Below are 17,195 nucleotides of genomic sequence, written 5' to 3'. Positions count from 1 at the left end.
ACAGGCGAAGTATGTTCAGGAGTTTTCAGATGCGACGTATTGGTGCTTTGCTTTTTCCCGGTTTCGAATTGCTCGATGTGTTCGGGCCGATGGAGATGATTGGGCTTCTTGACGAGGACTTCCACATTGATCTTGTGGCCCAAAGCGAAGGACCTGTTCCAAGCAGCCAACGTCTCGCTGCCCATGCGGTTACAACCATCGATAGCGGAACAAACTACGACATTTTGTTCGTACCCGGCGGCAAGGGGGTACGGCATGAAATCAACAATCAAGAGTTGCTCGATTGGATCCGCGAAACGTCAGAAAATGCTGAATATACCTTAAGCGTTTGCACTGGCAGTCTCTTGTTGGCAAAGACAGGCATTCTGAACGGTCGTCGCGCGACAACAAACAAAGCGGCGTTCTCTTGGGTCGTAGATCAGGCACCAAACGTGGAATGGGTACGAAAAGCTAGATGGGTCGAAGATGGACCGTTCATGACGTCCTCCGGTGTCTCAGCGGGTATGGATATGGCTCTCGGTGCCATTGCCAAGATGAAAGATATTGAAACTGCCGAAAAGGTCGCTGAGATTTGCGAATATACTTGGCATCGGGATAGCCATTGGGACCCCTTCGCTAAAATTCATGGCCTCGTCTAGATTGACACAATGGGCTCAGAGCGGCCGTTGGCCACGTCTGCATCATACAAATCAGTTGGGGTTTTCGAGTGAAGGGTCCGGTGGTTAAGAACGCGGTAATGCTCACAACCCTAGACATCAATCACGTTTCGTTTATCTCGGATTACGGCATGTGATATTGTCGCTCGTTTCAACTACAGTTTATCATATCTATAAACCGAGGGAATGACATGACACGTTTAACCGCAAAAGACTTTGATCCTAAGTTACTGGAACTGTACGATTTTTATGCGCATGGGATGATCACAAAGCGCCAGTTCCTTGAAGGTGCGTCTAAATTTGCTGTGGCCGGCATGACCGCAACCACAATTCTGGGCTTGATGGCGCCCAACTATGCCTTGGCCGAACAGGTGTCTTTTAACGACCCTGAAATCGTCCCTGAATATATCACCTACCCATCGCCCAATGGCCATGGCGAAGTGCGCGGCTATTTGGTGCGCCCTGCTGGCGTCGAAGGCAAACTGCCCGCCGTCGTCGTGGTGCATGAAAACCGCGGCCTTAACCCTTATATCGAAGACGTCGCCCGCCGTTTGGCCAAGGCTGGCTTTATGGCGATTGCGCCTGACGGGTTGTCGTCCGTTGGCGGCTATCCGGGCAATGACGCCGAGGGGCGTGATCTGCAACGCACTGTCGATGGCACCAAGCTTATGAATGATATGTTTGCGGCTGTTGAATTTATGATGACCCACGAAGGATCGACCGGGAATGTTGGGATTACGGGGTTCTGTTATGGTGGCGGTGTGGCCAATGCCGCCGCAGTCGCATACCCAGAGCTTAAGGCAGCCGTACCGTATTATGGGCGTCAACCTGCCGCTGAAGATGTCCCGCAAATTCAGGCACCATTGCTGTTGCACTACGGCGAGCTTGACGCGCGTGTGAACGAAGGTTGGCCCGCATATGAGGACGCATTGAAAGCGAATGATAAGGCCTATGAGGCCTTCATCTATGAAAATGCGAACCACGGCTTTCATAACGACAGCACGCCGCGCTACGACGAAGACATGGCGACCCTATCGTGGGATCGCACGATTGCGCATTTCAGAACGCATCTCGCATAAGACATCGGTTTTTATAGCGAAAGCAAAAACGCCCCGCCAGATTGGCGGGGCGCATTGCGTTTCAAGGGACGTGTCTGATCCGCTTAGCCGTCGAAGTTGACTTCTTCCATGATCCGCAGTGCTGCGGGGCGGTGCCCGGCCAGTTCTTCTAGGGCGACAGCGTCTGGTTCAAAGCTGCCCCAGCTTGCGACCAGATCCGACAGTGCGGCGCTTTCGAGTACCGGATACTCATGGTTCAATTCAGCGTAGATGGCCTGCGCCTCGGGCGAGACAAGATATTCCATAAGCTGCAAGGCCTCTTCGCGGTTTGGCGCGGCATTGGTCATGGCGATCCCTGAAATATTGACGTGCGTGCCGCCGTTTTCGAAAGTCGGGAACACGATTCGCACAGAATTCGCCCATTCTGTCTGCTCTGGATCAGCCAGCATTTGGCCCATGTAGTAGGTGTTGCCAAGGCTGATGTCACATTCGCCTGCCCAGATAGCCTTGACCTGTGCGCGGTCATTGCCTTCGGGTTTGCGCGCAAGGTTGTCATGCACGCCTGCGGCCCATTCTGTGGCACCATCTTCACCCTGATGCGCGATGACGGCGGATGTGAGCGCCAGATTGTAATTGTGCACACCAGAACGGGTGCAAATCCGGCCTTCCCAAGTGTCAGAGGCCAAGTCTTCGTAAGTGGTCACTTCGCCTTCGGCGACGCGGTCTACGGATGCATAGATAATACGGGCGCGCGTTGTCAGGCCGAACCACAGGTTGTCGCTGCTGCGCAGGGTTTCAGGCACGGAGGCGGTCAATACTTCGCTTTGCACGGGTTGGATGACACCAGCTTCGACGATTTGCATCAGGTTGGCGATATCGACAGTCATCACCAGATCGGCAGGGGAACGCGCGCCTTCGGCCTTGAGCCGCTCAACCACGCCATCGCTGACATAGGCAAGGTTCACGTGAATGCCTGTCGCATCGGTAAACGCATCCATGACGGGTTGGATCAGCTCAGGCTGGCGCGTTGTATAAATATTTACGTCTGCAAGGGCCGGGGCTGCAACTGCGGCGCATGCCGTTGTCAAAAGCGCGGTGCGTAGGGTCATATGCTGGGCTCCATTTAAGATTGGCGCACATTAATCTGACTATTTTACTCGGGTCAAGTCGTGCCTGCGTCAATTCGGCGTTTTCTCGCGTGCTTTGACAGCGTCCCAAAGCGCGTCCATCTCGGCAAGGTTGCTTTGCTGGGGTGTTTTACCAAGGGCGCTGAGCGCATCTTCGACCCCCTCAAACCGTCTTGTAAACTTGGCATTGGCGCTGCGCAGCGCGGTTTCTGGGTCCACCCCCAAATGCCGCCCTAGGTTCGCCATCACGAACATCAGATCACCGTATTCTTCTGCGACCTCAGTTTGCGTCAAAACATCGCGGGCCTCGAGCAGCTCGGCGGCTTCTTCTTGCAACTTGTCGATCACTTGTGCCGTTTCGGGCCAATCGAATCCCACGCGCGCGGCACGTTTTTGCAGTTTTACGGCGCGGGTCAGTGCGGGCAACCCGGTTGCCACCCCATCCAGCGTGCGCGTTTGGGCTTTGCCCGCGCGCTCTGCGGCTTTAATCTTTTCCCAATCGGCAGTTTGCTGGTCTGCGGATTTATCACGCGATTCATCGCCGAAGACATGCGGGTGACGGGCAACCATCTTATCGGCCACCGATTTTACAACCGTTTCAAAATCAAACAGCCCGGCTTCGCTGCCCATTTGCGTGTGGTACACGGTCTGCAACAGAAGATCGCCCAATTCGCCTTCTAGGTCGGGCCAATCCTTGCGGGCGATCGCATCCGCGACCTCGTATGATTCTTCGATTGTATAGGGGGCGATACTGTCGAAATCTTGCGCGATATCCCATGGGCAACCGGTATCAGGGTCACGCAAACGGCGCATAATTTCTAAAAGGCGCGGTAATCCGCCATTTGGATCATGGATGAGGGGATCGTCGGGCATGTGGATGGCCTTTGTTGTTTGCGCAAAGATTAGCCAACAGCGCGTCCCGCGCCAAGACCGTCATTACAGGGGCTTGACAGTTGCGCGGAATTGGCAGTTTTTCGGCGGTATCAATTGTATTTTAGAAAGCCACGTTAGATGCCCATTATTAACCGTATTGCTGACTATGCCGAAGACATGAAGACATGGCGTCGTCACTTGCACGCGCATCCAGAATTGCAGTTTGATTGTCATGAAACGGCCGCCTTTGTTGTGGCACGCCTGCGCGAATTTGGTGTGACTGACATTCACGAAGGGATTGCAACATCGGGGGTGGTCGCGATCATTGAAGGCAATGCACCGGGGCCAACGATTGGGTTGCGCGCGGATATGGATGCCCTGCCGATGGACGAGCTGACCGGGTTGGAACACGCTTCAACAGTGCCCGGGAAAATGCACGCCTGTGGTCACGATGGGCATACAACCATGCTGCTGGGTGCGGCGAAGTATTTGGCGGAAACGCGCAATTTTGCGGGCCGCGTTGCCCTTATTTTTCAACCCGCCGAAGAGGCTGGCGGCGGGGGCGATGTGATGGTGCGCGAAGGGATGCTTGAACGCTTCGACATTGCACAGGTTTATGCGTTGCATAATACGCCTGGGTTGGCTGTGGGGGCTTTTTCGGCGACGCCGGGGCCGGTTCTGGCTGCTGTCGACGAATTTCGCGTGGTTATCACAGGTACGGGCGGGCATGCCGCAACCCCACATGAAACCAATGACCCGCTGGTGGCTGCCGTGGCGATTTACGGGGCGGTGCAGACCATCGTGAGCCGCAATCACTTCACGCAAGACGATCTGGTTGTCTCTGTTACGCAGCTCCATTCTGGCTCAGCGAACAATATTATCCCTGAAACCGCCGAAATCAGCGGCACCGTGCGCACATTTAATCGTGATGTGCAGGCACTGGTGATGAAACGACTGGACGAAATCGTCGCGGGGCAGGCGGCCGCCTTTGGTGTGCAGGCAGATTTGACCTATGAGGTCGGCTACCCTGCGACAATCAATGATCCTGAACGCACGGCATTCGCTGCTGAGGTGGCGCGCGAAGTGTCTGCAGAGGTTGACGATAACGGCGGTCGCGAGATGGCGGCCGAAGATTTCGCCTATTTGCTCGAAAAACGCCCCGGCGCATATTTGTTTATCGGCAACGGGGATACGGCGGGTTTGCACCATCCGGAATTTGATTTTGACGATGACGCGGCGCCTGCGGGCGCGTCATATTTCGCACGATTGATTGAACGGGCTTTGCCGCTCGAGGATAGTTAGAGTGCGGCGGTTTTCCCGACCAAGCCTCCAAGAATATGCCTATCAAATATGTGGAGTAACACGCTGATGCGTATCGTCTTATTGCTTTTGATTATTCTCATCGGCGTGATGGGATATGTGCGGCTTGCGCCAACAAGGTTGGACGCGCGCCACAAGCCAGCGCTGCCGACCGAAGTCGGCGATGTTCAAAGCGCAGGTGGGTTTCAAGCGGCGCGCAAAATCATGGCGCCAGCTGCCGATGTCTTGCAGGCGGTTGAACAGCGCGCCCTTGCCACGCCGCGTACCCGCGTGATTGAGGGCAGCGTCGAAGACAGGACAATCACTTTTGAGACGCGCTCTGCGCTGTGGGGGTTTCCAGACTATACGACGGCGTCGGTGCAGGGTGATTTGTTGGTCATTGCGGGGTATCTGCGGTTTGGCAGATCGGACATGGGGGTAAATAAAACCCGTATCTTGGGCTGGATGACCACGCTTGCCCCCTTGACCGATCCGCTTTGATCCGCCAATCCGGGTGCCATGATAGCATCCGATAAAATTGAACAAATCATTGACCGTTTCCAGTTCCTAGAGGCCAAGATGGCCGATGGCTCTGCTGGCAATGAAATTGCGACTTTGGGCCGTGAATATGCGGAACTGCGGCCTGTCGTCGAAACCGTGACTGCCTATAAAGACTTGGTTGCGCAGATTGCAGATGCCGAAGCCATGCTTGCCGATCCTGAGATGAAGGAATTGGCAGAGCTTGAGCTGCCTGACCTAAAAGCAGCACTTGAAGCTTCTGAACACGGTGTGCAGCTCGCACTATTGCCCAAAGATGCCGCCGATGGGCGCCCCGCCTTGGTTGAAATTCGTCCCGGCACCGGGGGCGATGAGGCGTCGCTATTCGCGGCTGATCTGCTGCGCATGTATCAGCGTTATTCCGAAGGGCAGGGCTGGAAGTTTGAGATTTTGGAAATGTCGGAAACAGAGCTTGGCGGCATCAAAGAGGTTGTCGCGCGGGTTGCGGGCGATGGCGTCTTTGCAAAACTGAAATATGAAAGCGGCGTGCACCGGGTACAACGTGTGCCTGAAACCGAAAGTGGCGGCCGTATTCACACATCTGCCGCGACTGTTGCGGTGTTGCCAGAGGCCGAAGATGTCGATGTGCAGATTAACCCCGGCGATCTACGTATTGATACGATGCGCGCGTCAGGCTCAGGCGGGCAACACGTAAACACCACCGATTCTGCCGTGCGTATTTTGCACATCCCCACAGGAATCATCGTCGTCAGCGCCGAAAAGTCACAACATCGGAACCGCGAAATTGCAATGCAGGTGCTGAAAACCCGATTGTTTGACCTAGAACGCCAACGTGTGGATGGCGAACGCTCTGCGGACCGCAAGGCGCAGGTGGGGTCGGGCGATCGGTCTGAACGGATCCGCACCTATAATTTCCCACAAGGGCGGATGACGGATCACCGGATTAACCTGACGCTTTATTCGCTGAACCAAGTGATGCAGGGCGATCTTGAGGAAACGGTCCTTGCGCTACAGGCCGATGCCCAAGCGACGCTTCTTGCGGAAATGGGCGCGTGACGCCTGACCAATCGCTGCAACGTGGTGCCGCGCTTTTGGCAGAGTCAGGTATTCCCGATCCGCAACGCGAGGCACGGTTGCTGTGGCGTAACGGCGGCGAAACCGGAGATTTTCTTGCGATGGTCGCACGGCGCGCGCAACGTGTTCCGATGTCACAGATTTTGGGCTACCGCGATTTCTATGCGCATCGGTTTATCGTGACAGAGGCCGTTTTGGACCCGCGACCGGACACAGAAACCCTAATTGCCTGCGCACTCGGAACCACATTTACACGGGTGTTGGATCTGGGCACCGGGTCGGGTTGCATTCTTTTGTCTTTGCTGGCCGCGCGTGCCGATGCGCAAGGGGTGGGGGCCGATCTTTCGGACGCTGCTTTAGAGGTAGCGCTGCAAAACTGTGCCGCTCTAGAAATTGGTGCGCGCGCGGATTTCGTGCAGTCAGATTGGTTCGCAAAGATCAGTGGGACATTCGATTTGATCGTCAGTAACCCGCCTTATATTGCGGCCTGTGAAATGGATGCGCTCCAACCCGAAGTGCGGCTGTATGAACCGCGTATGGCGCTCACGGATGAGGCTGACGGGCTGAGCGCCTACCGCATTATCTGCGACACCGCGCCTACGTATCTAACGCCGGGCGGGCGGTTGATGGTCGAAATCGGACCGTCCCAAGCGGATGCAGTCGCTGCAATGATGGCAGGCGCGGGGTTGATCGGCGTGCAGGTGCATCAAGATTTTGACGGGCGCGACCGGGTTGTCGCAGCGCGAATGCCAAAATAGCCAAGTAAATGCGCAGCTTTGGCGTAAAAAACGTTAGATTTGCACAAATTTTACTTGTCTTGACCCACATCTCATGTTTATTCAAAGACATCGGACGGTAAGAGAGCCAGATTGGACCTCCCCCCGGTAAGTCGCCACTACATCGCAGGGCCAGATATCTGAGACGCGCAAAACGCGCGACATGGCCAGCGCAACGACAGCCAAAGGCTTGAAAGCAAATCAATGAGATCATCGAAGTCCCGGTCACGGAACAAAAACCGTAATAATAACCGCCCGTCTGGCGGCAACATTATCAACCGCGTGTTTGATAGCTCTGGACCGGATGGGAAAGTGCGCGGAACACCGCAACAGATCATTGAGAAATATAACCAGCTTCACCGTGACGCGCAGCTATCTGGCGACCGTGTGAATGCCGAAAACTTTGCGCAACACGCAGAGCATTACACACGCATGCTTGCCGAAGCGCAGCGCGAAGTTGATCAGCGTCGCGAAGAGCAAGAAGCGCAAAACCGTGAACGCCAAGCCGAACGCGACCGCGAACGCCAAGAGCGGATCAAAACGCAAGAAGCAGCCGCAAATGCCGAACAGCCTGCAGCAGCGGGGCTCGATGAACAGCCTGACCTGCAGGTCGAAGATGCACCTGACGCGGGTTTGGTCGAAACGCCCGAAGAAAAGCCCAAGCCACGCGCGCGTAAACCACGTGCCCCGCGCAAGCCAAAGCCGGATGTGCAGCCAAGTGATGACAGCGCGCCAGAGGCCGCAGAATAATCAAAAGCCCTCCGATTTTTGGGGGGCTTTTTTTATGATGGGTTATCCGCAATACGGCGGGCAAGGGCACAAAACGCCTCAAGTCCGACCTGTTCGCCGCGTTCTGTGGGCTTGATCCCGACCGCGATCAAATGCGTTTCAATATCAGGGCTGACAGATTTCAGAGCCGAGCGGAGCATCTTGCGTCGCTGGTTGAATGCTGCAGCGACGACCTTGTTCAGTACGACAGGATCAGCCGGATAGCGTGGCGCGGGCAGCGCAGTCAGATGCACGACGGAAGAATTTACCTTTGGCGGCGGGCTGAACGCCTCTGGCGGGAGGTCAAGCACGATCCGCGGGTCACTGCGCCATTGCGCAAGCAGGGCCAAACGGCCGTAAGCCTTGGTGCCGGGTTTTGCGACGATGCGTTGCGCAACTTCGCGCTGGAACATCAGCGTCAGGCTTTCCCAAAACGGCGGCCAAACCGGTGGCGTCAGCCAGCGCACAAGCAATTCAGTCCCGACGTTATAAGGCAGGTTTGCCGCGATTTTGATTGGCGCGGTCAGATGTTCGAGCGGGTTCACATCAAGCGCGTCGCCATTAATCACATGTAATCGCCCCGGGTAGGCAGCTTCAATCTCGGCCAATGCGGGCATACAGCGCGGGTCTTTTTCAATCGCCAACACACGGCGTGCGCCTTCGGCCAAGAGTCCCCGAGTGAGACCACCCGGACCGGGGCCAATCTCAAGCACGTCGGCACTTGAGACATCCCCCGCTAATCGTGCAATTTTCGCTGTGAGGTTCAAATCCAGCAGAAAATTCTGCCCAAGCGATTTCTTGGCGGCCAAGTCATGGGTAGCAATCACGTCGCGCAAAGGGGGGAGATTGTCGATGGTGCTCATGTCTTCTTTTTTCCCAAAAATACTCCCCGCGGAGCGCTGAACAAATCTACTATCTTTGTTCTCGGCTGTCTGCCATCGTTGCAGCCATTTTAATGGCTGCGATCATCGAAGTCGGATCTGCAACGCCTTGACCCGCGATATCAAAGGCGGTGCCGTGGTCAGGAGACGTGCGAACAAACGGCAGCCCCAAAGTCACATTCACCCCACCTGAAAAATCAAGCGTTTTGATCGGGATCAGAGCTTGGTCATGATACATGCAAACGGCGACATCGTATCTCACGCGCGCGCCGGCATGGAACATTGTATCAGCGGGAAGGGGGCCGGTTACATCCATCCCTTGGGTCCGCAATGCGGTCAGTACTGGCGCGATCATGTCGTTCTCTTCATGCCCCATTTTGCCATCTTCGCCTGCATGTGGGTTCAGTCCAGCCACGGCAATGCGTGGCGCCGCGATCCCGAAATCACGGCGCAGTGCGGCATGGGTGATCAGCAATGTATCTGTCAACAGGCTTGCTGTCAGTTGCGTGGCCACTGCATTCAACGGGATGTGAATTGTCGTTGGGACAACACGCAGCGCATCACAGGCCAGCATCATCACGACTTGATCCGTGTCCGCTAGCGCAGCCAAGTATTCTGTATGACCGGGATAGGGGAAATCAGCCCCGTTAATCAGCGCGGCTTTGTTTATTGGTGCGGTGCATAGCGCACGGGTCGCACCTCTACGGGTCAATTCCACACCTGTCGCGATGGCGTCGATTACACCTCGGGCATGGGCGGGGTTGGCAATGCCTGCGGTGGCCGCTGGTCCAAAATCCTGTGCAAGTACGGGGAGCGCATTCGGGCAAAGTGACGCGGCTTCAACCGCGTCTGTTACGGTTTGGTAAGGGGTGCCCGCAGGTAGATGCGCCGGGTCGCCGATCCAAAGGAGAGGTATATCGCCACGCAGCTTATCCCATGCTGCTGCGGCGATTTCGGGGCCAATGCCCGCCGGTTCGCCACAGCTGATCGCGATTGGGTTCATCGTGATGTGATCACTGCCGATGCACGTAAATCGGCAACCAATGCGTCTGCTAAGCCAGCGAGGCGTTGGCTCGTCAGTTGGTTGCGCACTGCGGCCGTGTCGACGGTGTCGCTGCCCGCTTGGTTACGGGCACACATCATTAGGAATACCAATGTTTCGCCATTGTCGCGGGTCAGATTGTACGAGACTTCGCCCGGATCAAGCCGTGCTAGCTCAAGCGCGACGTCGCTTGAAATCTCAGATGGGGCGACAACAAGACGGTCAAGCATTTCGGAAGGCTGGTTGCGCGCGATCCCGTAAAGATCGTCGCAGGTGTCGACGTTATTCTTTACATCGGCCGCCGTGCGCCGGGCCGCGTCCGATTGGCCGCCGGGAATGTAATAGGCCGCATAATCGATACTGACGGGGGTCTGCACGGCGCGCGGGGCTTCGCGCATGCCACGTTTTTGGAACAGCGCAATCGCATTCGGAATTTCGATGGGCTCGGTGACTTCACCAAGGGCAAGATCAAGCAATATCTGCTGCAGCTGCGGCGGGTAGTTCGAAATAGGGAGCCAGCCCAGGCGTCCGCCGTTTTCGCGCGACGGGAGCGCAGAGACCTGACGTGCGGCGGCTTCAAAATCGGCATAAGACCGCATTTGCGAAATCTCGCGCGCGGCTTGCGCAGCTTGGACCTGCCGATCTGGTGGTGGCGCGATGATGATTTCGGACAGCAAAACCTCAATCTGGGTGGGTTGGGTGCCTTGGGCCTGTAGCGCACGTTCAATATCCGCATCGGTGATGGTGACTTCGCGGCTAAAACGGGCGCGCACATAGTCGCGCCAGGCAACGCCAACCGCAACAAAATCACGGAGCGTTTCGACATCAACATTGTTTTGTGCCAAAACATTTGTGAATTGCGGTAATGTCATATTGGCGCGCGCGGCGAAATCATTCATCGCGGTTTCAAGTGACGCAGGGTCCATCTGTAGCCCAACGCGGTCCATTTCTTGCTGCTTAAGCCGATCTTCGATCAACCCTTCGCGGGCGACCTCGTTCAAATCGCCGGGCGTGCGGAACAGTTCCAAAAGCCGCATCCGTTGGTTCAGCTCGTAGCGGGTCACGACTTTATCGTTGACGGTAATCACCGGGGTCAATTGTCCCTGTGCCAGCGCTGCGCTGCTGCTCGTCAGTGCCCAAGCCAGAATAACGGCGAAATAGGTAAATAGACGCATCGGTGTCCTCGTTTTTACAATCAGTTTTGGCAACTTGCGGCGGTGCCCGCCGCGGAGCGTCCCGCAGAAAAGCCTGTCAAAGAGCCACTTATCCCAAAAGTCGTACTTGGATCAACTGTACTGGAAGACGTGTAGCTACGCGAGGCAGAAACGTTAATGTTCACGCATTCGTTCTGCCATCCCAGCACAATCCCAGCGCTGACAGGGGAATCGCCGGCAATATCATAGCGTCCATCCAAATCGATCTGCCAGGCATCTGATAAAACGATCCCCGCATCGACCGTCCATGCGGATACGGTATCGGTCAAATCTTCATCCGCATCCGCAGATTGCCAAATATAATTCGCAGCCAATGACACCCGATCATTTTTCCACGCGATCCGTCCATCGGCAACTGTCAGGCCTGTGTTGTCGTCAAACAGCGCGCGCGCATCAATCAAGAAGCCGCCCGGGCTGCTGATTTGTCCGGCAACTAACCAATCCGATTGCAGCCCATCCAGCCCTGATGAGCTTGTGAACGCGGTGTTTTCCGTCTCTCGCAAGACCCGCCCAAATGCGAGCGATGAATCCAAACCGGCGGCACCTATTCGGGTATAGCTTATGCCTACCGCGGCCTGCATGCCGGTTTCCACGGCGTCCTCGCCAGTAAAGCGCGTCAGGTCAAACAGATTCCCTTGGTCCAATTCGCTGCGGGTGCTGTCCTCATTTGGGGGTGTCTCGCCATAGCTTTCTGCCCAGCCAAGGCTAAGCACGGGCGTGATAAGATGCGCCGCCCCACCATCATTATATGAGGCCAATGGCCAACGCACCGTGATCTGTGCGGAAGGTACCGCGCGCAATATATCGCTGTCATAGCTGCTGTCGTCTTGCACGTTGTAATAATCTGCGCGCAGCCCGGTCTCGGCTTGCAAAACAATTCCGCCGCCCAGAATCCAGCTGTCGTCCCATGTGCTATAGGCACCGATACGCGACACATCGCGCCCATCGTCGCCGTCAACCTCGCTATAGCGGTACGCGGTGTCGATACTGGCGCCATAGGTTAGCGTGCCGCCCCAACGTTCAGTATCGCGTGTTTCGTACAGCGCATTTGCCACAATTGGAGGCAGTGATGCGTTCGACTCGTCGTCTCGCAAGGTTTGGTAATAGGTCAATTCGACCTGCGCGAGCGTGGTGTCGGTTACACGGGTCACGGAAATCGCGCTATCCAGCCGATCTTTGCTCGAATAGCTGTAGTCTTGCAGATAGGCTGTGTCGCTGACGGCTTCGATGTCGAAGTTCAACTTATAGTCGCCTGATAGGTCAAATTGTCCTGACGCAAAAACATAGGACCTATTCGTATCTTCAAGCGTATCATCACTGGCCGCCCCTTCGATGCGCAAGGAGCCATTGTGAAAGGCTTGACGGTAGATCAGCTCTAATGTGCGGGTCTCGGCAGAGACATATGGGGTCAGGGTTAGATCACGGGAATCGCCTAAGGTGATGAAATATGGAACCTTGATACCTGTGCCCAATTGCGTGTTGTTACGCTGTTCGGGGATCAAAAACCCAGTTGCGCGCTCAAGGTTGGGATCGGGCAGGCGCAATGTTGGCAGCCAGAACACGGGGATGTCGCGGATCAGTAGCGTTGCATTGTCAAAATAGAGCTGCTGTTCAACGCTATCATGTACGACACGCTGGGCCCGGATTGACCAAAGCGGCGCCGCGTCCCCACATACCTGACACGATGTCGCAACAGTTTTATAGAGCTGCGAATAGCGCCCTTCGCGGCGGTCAATTTGATTCGCGGCCAGTTGCAGCTGCTGATCAAGGACGATGCGCGCGCCCTGAAGGATGCCGTTCTCTAGCCTTGGGTCCATCGCGCCGCTTTGCGCCATCAACAGCGTCCCATCGGTCGTTTGAATAACAATCGGTCCCGTGATCGTCAGCCGATCATCTTCTGGGGCATAGGTAATTTGCGTCGCCGTTAGCCGGGTTCCTTCATATAGAACCTCGATATTTCCGGTTGCAATTAACTGCTGCTCTTCGGTGACCCGCACGCTGTCGGCGACCAAGGTTGCAGCCCCCTGCGCGAGGCTGGTCTGCGGCAAAAGCAGCAGTAGTATGAACGCGATCAGGCGCATTAGCCGTCCTCGTTATGGAGCAAAATACCCAATGCAATGCCAATCGCTGCGAATGGCGGCGCCCATGCCGCGAGCAGCGCAGGCAATTGGCCGTTTTCGCCTAAGACCTGCGCAAAATTGCGAATGAAATAGATCACGAAGGCCAGCAAAATCGCAAACATCACCATCATCCCGGTACGTCCGCCGCGTTGGTGGCGCAGTGTAAACGCCGCGCCAATCATGACCATGGCGACCAAAAAGAAAGGCAATGCCAGTTCGGTGTGAAACCAGACCAGATGTCTCTGCGCCGAAAACCCGGCAGCGTGGAGCCGTTCGATAAACGCCGGCAACTCCCAGATCGGGATAGAGGAGGGCGTGCCAAAACTGTCGCGGATTTGGTCCGGGGTCAGGGTCGATACGATATTGAGGCTCGGATGTTGCATCGCTGCGGCCTCCGCATTGACGCCTGTATCAAAAACCCATTGTTTTGCGTCTGTCAGAGCCCAAGCGCCAGGCACAAGCTCTGCGGTTTTGGCGTTGACGCGTTGGGTCGGGGTGCCGTCAGGCCCAAAGCGAAAAAAGCTCACTTCGGTCAGAACAGTTCCGTCCAAATTCGCACTTTGCGCCTGAATGACCGTTTGGCCCGCATCGGTGCCCTGTCGAAGCCAAAGCCCGGATGACCCAACCGACAACACCGAACTGTTTCCACGTAATGCGCCAGAACGAAGCTCATATTCTTTCGACGTACTTGCAACAATCGGATTTCCGACCGCAACGGCAACGACCCCGATCATCAGCGCGACAAACAATGGGGCAACAAGGGCCCGCAGGGCTGACCGTCCCGCGGCACGGGTGACAACCATTTCCGATGACCGCGCCAACCCTAGAAACAGTGCGATGGCGGCAAGGATCATAATCAAAGGCATAATCTGATACACGCCCGCTGGAATGTTCAGCAGCGTGAGTGTCAAAATTTCAAAAATATTTGCATCGGCTGTCGCATAGCGGCGCATTTGTTCGACGATGTCCAAAAACATCATGATTACAAAGAACACGCCCAAGACACCCAAAAACGTCATCAAAAAGCGGCGCGCAAAGTATCGGTGTAAGATCATTGCGCGACCTCTGGCTTATGACGTCGCTTGAACAAATGCGGCCGTGTGGCCCAAAACAACAAGAACCAGATAATCGCAAACCCGGCAACTGCGGGTAAATATGTGGCAAACCATAGGTTTTCAGAACTGCGCGCAGCATTGAGCCCGGCAGTTTCCATGGCTTTGACGACGACAATCAAGAAGATTGCCGCAATAATTTGGCGCCAGACCCCAAAGCGGCTAAATCCGCCAACCAAAAGCGTCGCAAATCCAAGCATTGCGGCAACTGTGCCCAGCAAAGATTGGCTGAACCGATCATGTCCGCGCGCGATTAGCCGTGCCGCACTACGGCGCGTTTCCGCAATGATTTCCGGGGTAGGGTTCAAGAGTTCCCATGTCGACAGATGCGCATCCCTTCGGCCACTGGATTCGCTGGTGGTGATCAGGCTTCCGATATTATAGGCGAAATCGTCAAAAGCCGTTGTCGTGAGACGTTGCGTGTCGGTGTCGATCACCTGCACAAGCCCTTCAATCATCACCAATTGCGTCTCATCCGTATCGTTCACAAGAAATGCACGCGTGGCAGTATAGGTCACCTGTTCATCGTCAGATCGCGTGTCAGACAAGAAGATGTCTTGGAGTTCACCCGCAGTTGTGATGTCGCGAATGTAGAAGGTGATCCCTTTAACAGGTTCAATAAATTGGCCCTCTGTCAGCAGCCGCGCGGTGATGTTACGCGAAATATCTGCTTGGCGTTCTTCCAACCGCGCAGAACTGAGCGGCACAAGATAATGCATCAACACGGACATCAAAATTGCGACAATGATCCCAAAATAGAAAACAGGGCGTGCAAGCCGAAAGGCGGAATAGCCGGTGGCCTGCACCACAACAAGTTCAGATTCGGTTGTCATCCGATTGGTCACATAGACAGATGCTGCAAAGGCCGCCAATGGTAGGGCCAGCCGGATCACAGACGGCAAAGACAGCGCCGTAAATTCAAGAAACACCCCAGCCGATTGCCCATCCGCGATCAATTGATCGAACAAAACAACGGCCCGGTTGATCCAATAGATCAACACGAGAACGAGGCTAAAAAACCCAAACATCACCATCAATTGTGACAGCAAATATCTGTCGAACTTGGCCAATGGCAGATCCTTGTTTGCGCGTGTCGCCTAAATTTCGCTCAAGCTACCGCATCGGTGCGGCAGATTGAACAGCTATCTGGTATTTGCGCATCGTGCGGGCTACCTATGATGAAATGATATTCGCGCCAAGGAGCCGCCATGACAACGCCAGCAGAAATTCAGTTTAAAGACGTCGATCTTGATGGGGTCGCAACGGCCAGTGGCGCGGTTGCGATTTTCGTCGACGCAGATGGAAAATTGGACGCAGGCGCGCGCAAAGCAAATACTTTGACGCGCAAAGCAGTGGCACGATTCGCAGAGAGCGAAAAATTTGAAAAAATGGCCGCTGGCGATGTCGCAACAATCGCTTATCCCGCTGGATTGACTGCGGAAACCCTCTTGGTCGTAAAGCTTTCTCGGCGTCCGTCATCGCAAGAGGCGCGCAAAGCGGGCGCGCAATTGGCCAAATCGCAGGGCAACGCGGATTTGACCGTATGCGCCGGAAGCATCGCACGTGCGGATGAAATCGCACTGGGGCTGGCGCTGCGCGACTACCGTTTTGACAGCCATAAAACAGCCGAGAAGCCAAGCAAAAGTTCGGTGACATTCATGGTCGCGAAACCTGAAGAGGTCGCGAAATCCGCAGCCCCCATGGCCGCAATTGCCGAAGGCGTGTTCTTTACCCGCGATCTGACCAATGAGCCTGCGAATATCTTAACCACCGATGATTTCGCTGCGCGGCTGGCGGCCATGCACGAGCTTGGGCTTGAAGTCGAAATTCTTGAAGAAGATGATCTTGAACGGCTTGGCATGGGCAGTTTGCTCTGTGTCGGGCAAGGGTCTGACAGCCCCAGCAAGGTGGTGGTGATGTCGTGGAACGGCGGCGGCGATGAAGCCCCGTTCGCCTTGGTTGGCAAAGGTGTGGTGTTTGATACGGGCGGGATCAGCCTGAAACCTGCGGGCGGCATGGAAGATATGACCATGGACATGGGCGGCGCTGGTGTTGTGTCCGGTGTGATGCGCACATTGGCGCTGCGCAAGGCCAAGGCGAATGTCGTCGGCTTGGTCGGGCTGGTCGAAAACATGCCCTCAGGCAATGCGGTACGCCCCGGCGATGTGGTTACATCGATGAAAGGCGACACAATCGAGGTCATCAACACCGACGCCGAAGGCCGTTTGGTGCTGGCTGACGTGATGTGGTACGCGCAAGAGCGGTTTAAACCTGTCGGCATGATCAATCTGGCGACGCTGACAGGGGCGATTTTGGTGGCCTTGGGGCATGAAAACGCAGGCGTCTTTTCGAATTCCGACGATTTTTCTGATGCGTTTATCAAAGCGGCAGGCTCAGAGGGTGAAGGCGCTTGGCGGATGCCGATGGGCAAAGCCTATGATGATCTGTTGAAATCACGGGTTGCGGATATGAAGAATATTGGCGGACGGATGGCGGGCTCTATTACGGCGGCGCAATTCTTGCAACGGTTCGTTAAAGAAGACATGCCGTGGTGCCATTTGGATATTGCTGGCGTGGCCAGCGTCAAATCCGAAACAGCGCTTGCACCTCCGGGGGCAACAGGGTGGGGCGTCATGGCGCTCAACCGTTTGATCGCCGATAAATACGAGAGCTGAT

16 protein-coding genes are annotated in these 17,195 nt (G+C 55.6%); 8 read left to right on the top strand and 8 right to left on the bottom strand.

The window, feature by feature from the left end; translation table 11 throughout:
- Window positions 1–29 precede the first annotated feature (29 nt).
- Both Yoon_RS01150 and yghX read left to right on the top strand, forming a co-directional pair.
- Entirely contained in the window at window positions 30–638 is a 609-nt protein-coding gene (locus Yoon_RS01150) for a DJ-1/PfpI family protein (protein ID WP_238109399.1), read from the top strand.
- Between the two features lie 209 nt (window positions 639–847).
- Entirely contained in the window at window positions 848–1,735 is an 888-nt protein-coding gene (gene yghX, locus Yoon_RS01145; protein ID WP_238109397.1) for a YghX family hydrolase, read from the top strand.
- A gap of 83 nt (window positions 1,736–1,818) precedes the next feature.
- Here the strand turns inward: yghX and Yoon_RS01140 are convergent, their stop codons facing one another.
- Entirely contained in the window at window positions 1,819–2,823 is a 1,005-nt protein-coding gene (locus Yoon_RS01140; protein ID WP_238109395.1) for a Fe(3+) ABC transporter substrate-binding protein, read from the bottom strand.
- Window positions 2,824–2,892: 69 nt separating this feature from the next.
- Window positions 2,893–3,714, bottom strand: a complete 822-nt coding sequence (mazG, locus tag Yoon_RS01135) for a nucleoside triphosphate pyrophosphohydrolase (RefSeq protein ID WP_238109393.1) — start codon at window positions 3,712–3,714, stop codon at window positions 2,893–2,895.
- Window positions 3,715–3,852: 138 nt separating this feature from the next.
- Here mazG and Yoon_RS01130 point away from each other — a divergent pair, with 138 nt between their 5' ends.
- From Yoon_RS01130 to Yoon_RS01110, 5 genes are all read left to right on the top strand, one after another.
- Window positions 3,853–5,016: a M20 aminoacylase family protein gene (locus Yoon_RS01130; RefSeq protein WP_238109391.1), complete on the top strand. Its 1,164-nt coding sequence runs from the start codon at window positions 3,853–3,855 to the stop codon at window positions 5,014–5,016.
- Window positions 5,017–5,082: 66 nt separating this feature from the next.
- Complete coding sequence (locus tag Yoon_RS01125; RefSeq protein WP_238109390.1) at window positions 5,083–5,514, top strand: DUF1499 domain-containing protein; 432 nt, start codon at window positions 5,083–5,085, stop codon at window positions 5,512–5,514.
- An 18-nt stretch (window positions 5,515–5,532) separates the two neighbouring features.
- Window positions 5,533–6,588 carry a peptide chain release factor 1 gene (prfA, locus tag Yoon_RS01120; RefSeq protein ID WP_238109388.1) on the top strand — a complete coding sequence of 352 codons (1,056 nt, stop codon included), beginning with the start codon at window positions 5,533–5,535 and terminating at the stop codon, window positions 6,586–6,588.
- Window positions 6,585–7,364: a peptide chain release factor N(5)-glutamine methyltransferase gene (gene prmC / locus Yoon_RS01115; RefSeq protein WP_238109386.1), complete on the top strand. Its 780-nt coding sequence runs from the start codon at window positions 6,585–6,587 to the stop codon at window positions 7,362–7,364. Before prfA ends, prmC begins: the two co-directional genes overlap by 4 nt.
- 222 nt (window positions 7,365–7,586) lie before the next feature.
- Window positions 7,587–8,132, top strand: a complete 546-nt coding sequence (locus tag Yoon_RS01110; RefSeq protein ID WP_238109383.1) for a DUF4167 domain-containing protein — start codon at window positions 7,587–7,589, stop codon at window positions 8,130–8,132.
- A 32-nt stretch (window positions 8,133–8,164) separates the two neighbouring features.
- Here the strand turns inward: Yoon_RS01110 and rsmA are convergent, their stop codons facing one another.
- From rsmA to lptF, 6 genes are read right to left on the bottom strand one after another with little or no spacing between them, the layout of a single operon-like run.
- Window positions 8,165–9,013, bottom strand: coding sequence for a 16S rRNA (adenine(1518)-N(6)/adenine(1519)-N(6))-dimethyltransferase RsmA (gene rsmA / locus Yoon_RS01105; RefSeq protein WP_238109381.1), 849 nt, complete (start codon window positions 9,011–9,013; stop codon window positions 8,165–8,167).
- Between the two features lie 49 nt (window positions 9,014–9,062).
- Window positions 9,063–10,034 carry a 4-hydroxythreonine-4-phosphate dehydrogenase PdxA gene (gene pdxA / locus Yoon_RS01100; RefSeq protein ID WP_238109380.1) on the bottom strand — a complete coding sequence of 324 codons (972 nt, stop codon included), beginning with the start codon at window positions 10,032–10,034 and terminating at the stop codon, window positions 9,063–9,065.
- The gene (locus Yoon_RS01095) at window positions 10,031–11,248 is read right to left on the bottom strand and encodes a peptidylprolyl isomerase (RefSeq protein ID WP_238109377.1); all 1,218 of its coding nucleotides are present in this window, start codon (window positions 11,246–11,248) and stop codon (window positions 10,031–10,033) included. Before Yoon_RS01095 ends, pdxA begins: the two co-directional genes overlap by 4 nt.
- Window positions 11,249–11,268: 20 nt before the next feature.
- The gene (locus Yoon_RS01090; RefSeq protein ID WP_238109375.1) at window positions 11,269–13,368 is read right to left on the bottom strand and encodes an LPS-assembly protein LptD; all 2,100 of its coding nucleotides are present in this window, start codon (window positions 13,366–13,368) and stop codon (window positions 11,269–11,271) included.
- Complete coding sequence (lptG, locus tag Yoon_RS01085) at window positions 13,368–14,462, bottom strand: LPS export ABC transporter permease LptG (RefSeq protein ID WP_238109373.1); 1,095 nt, start codon at window positions 14,460–14,462, stop codon at window positions 13,368–13,370. Before lptG ends, Yoon_RS01090 begins: the two co-directional genes overlap by 1 nt.
- Entirely contained in the window at window positions 14,459–15,589 is a 1,131-nt protein-coding gene (gene lptF / locus Yoon_RS01080; protein ID WP_255698616.1) for an LPS export ABC transporter permease LptF, read from the bottom strand. Before lptF ends, lptG begins: the two co-directional genes overlap by 4 nt.
- A gap of 138 nt (window positions 15,590–15,727) precedes the next feature.
- Between lptF and Yoon_RS01075 the strand changes: the two genes are divergently transcribed.
- Complete coding sequence (locus tag Yoon_RS01075; RefSeq protein ID WP_238109372.1) at window positions 15,728–17,194, top strand: leucyl aminopeptidase; 1,467 nt, start codon at window positions 15,728–15,730, stop codon at window positions 17,192–17,194.
- Window position 17,195 lies beyond the last annotated feature (1 nt).

It is taken from the genome of Yoonia sp. I 8.24 (assembly GCF_022096995.1).
Taxonomy (GTDB): Bacteria; Pseudomonadota; Alphaproteobacteria; order Rhodobacterales; family Rhodobacteraceae; genus Yoonia.
The sequence above is the reverse complement of the archived record's forward strand: the minus strand, read 5'-3'. Positions and strand labels throughout refer to the sequence as shown.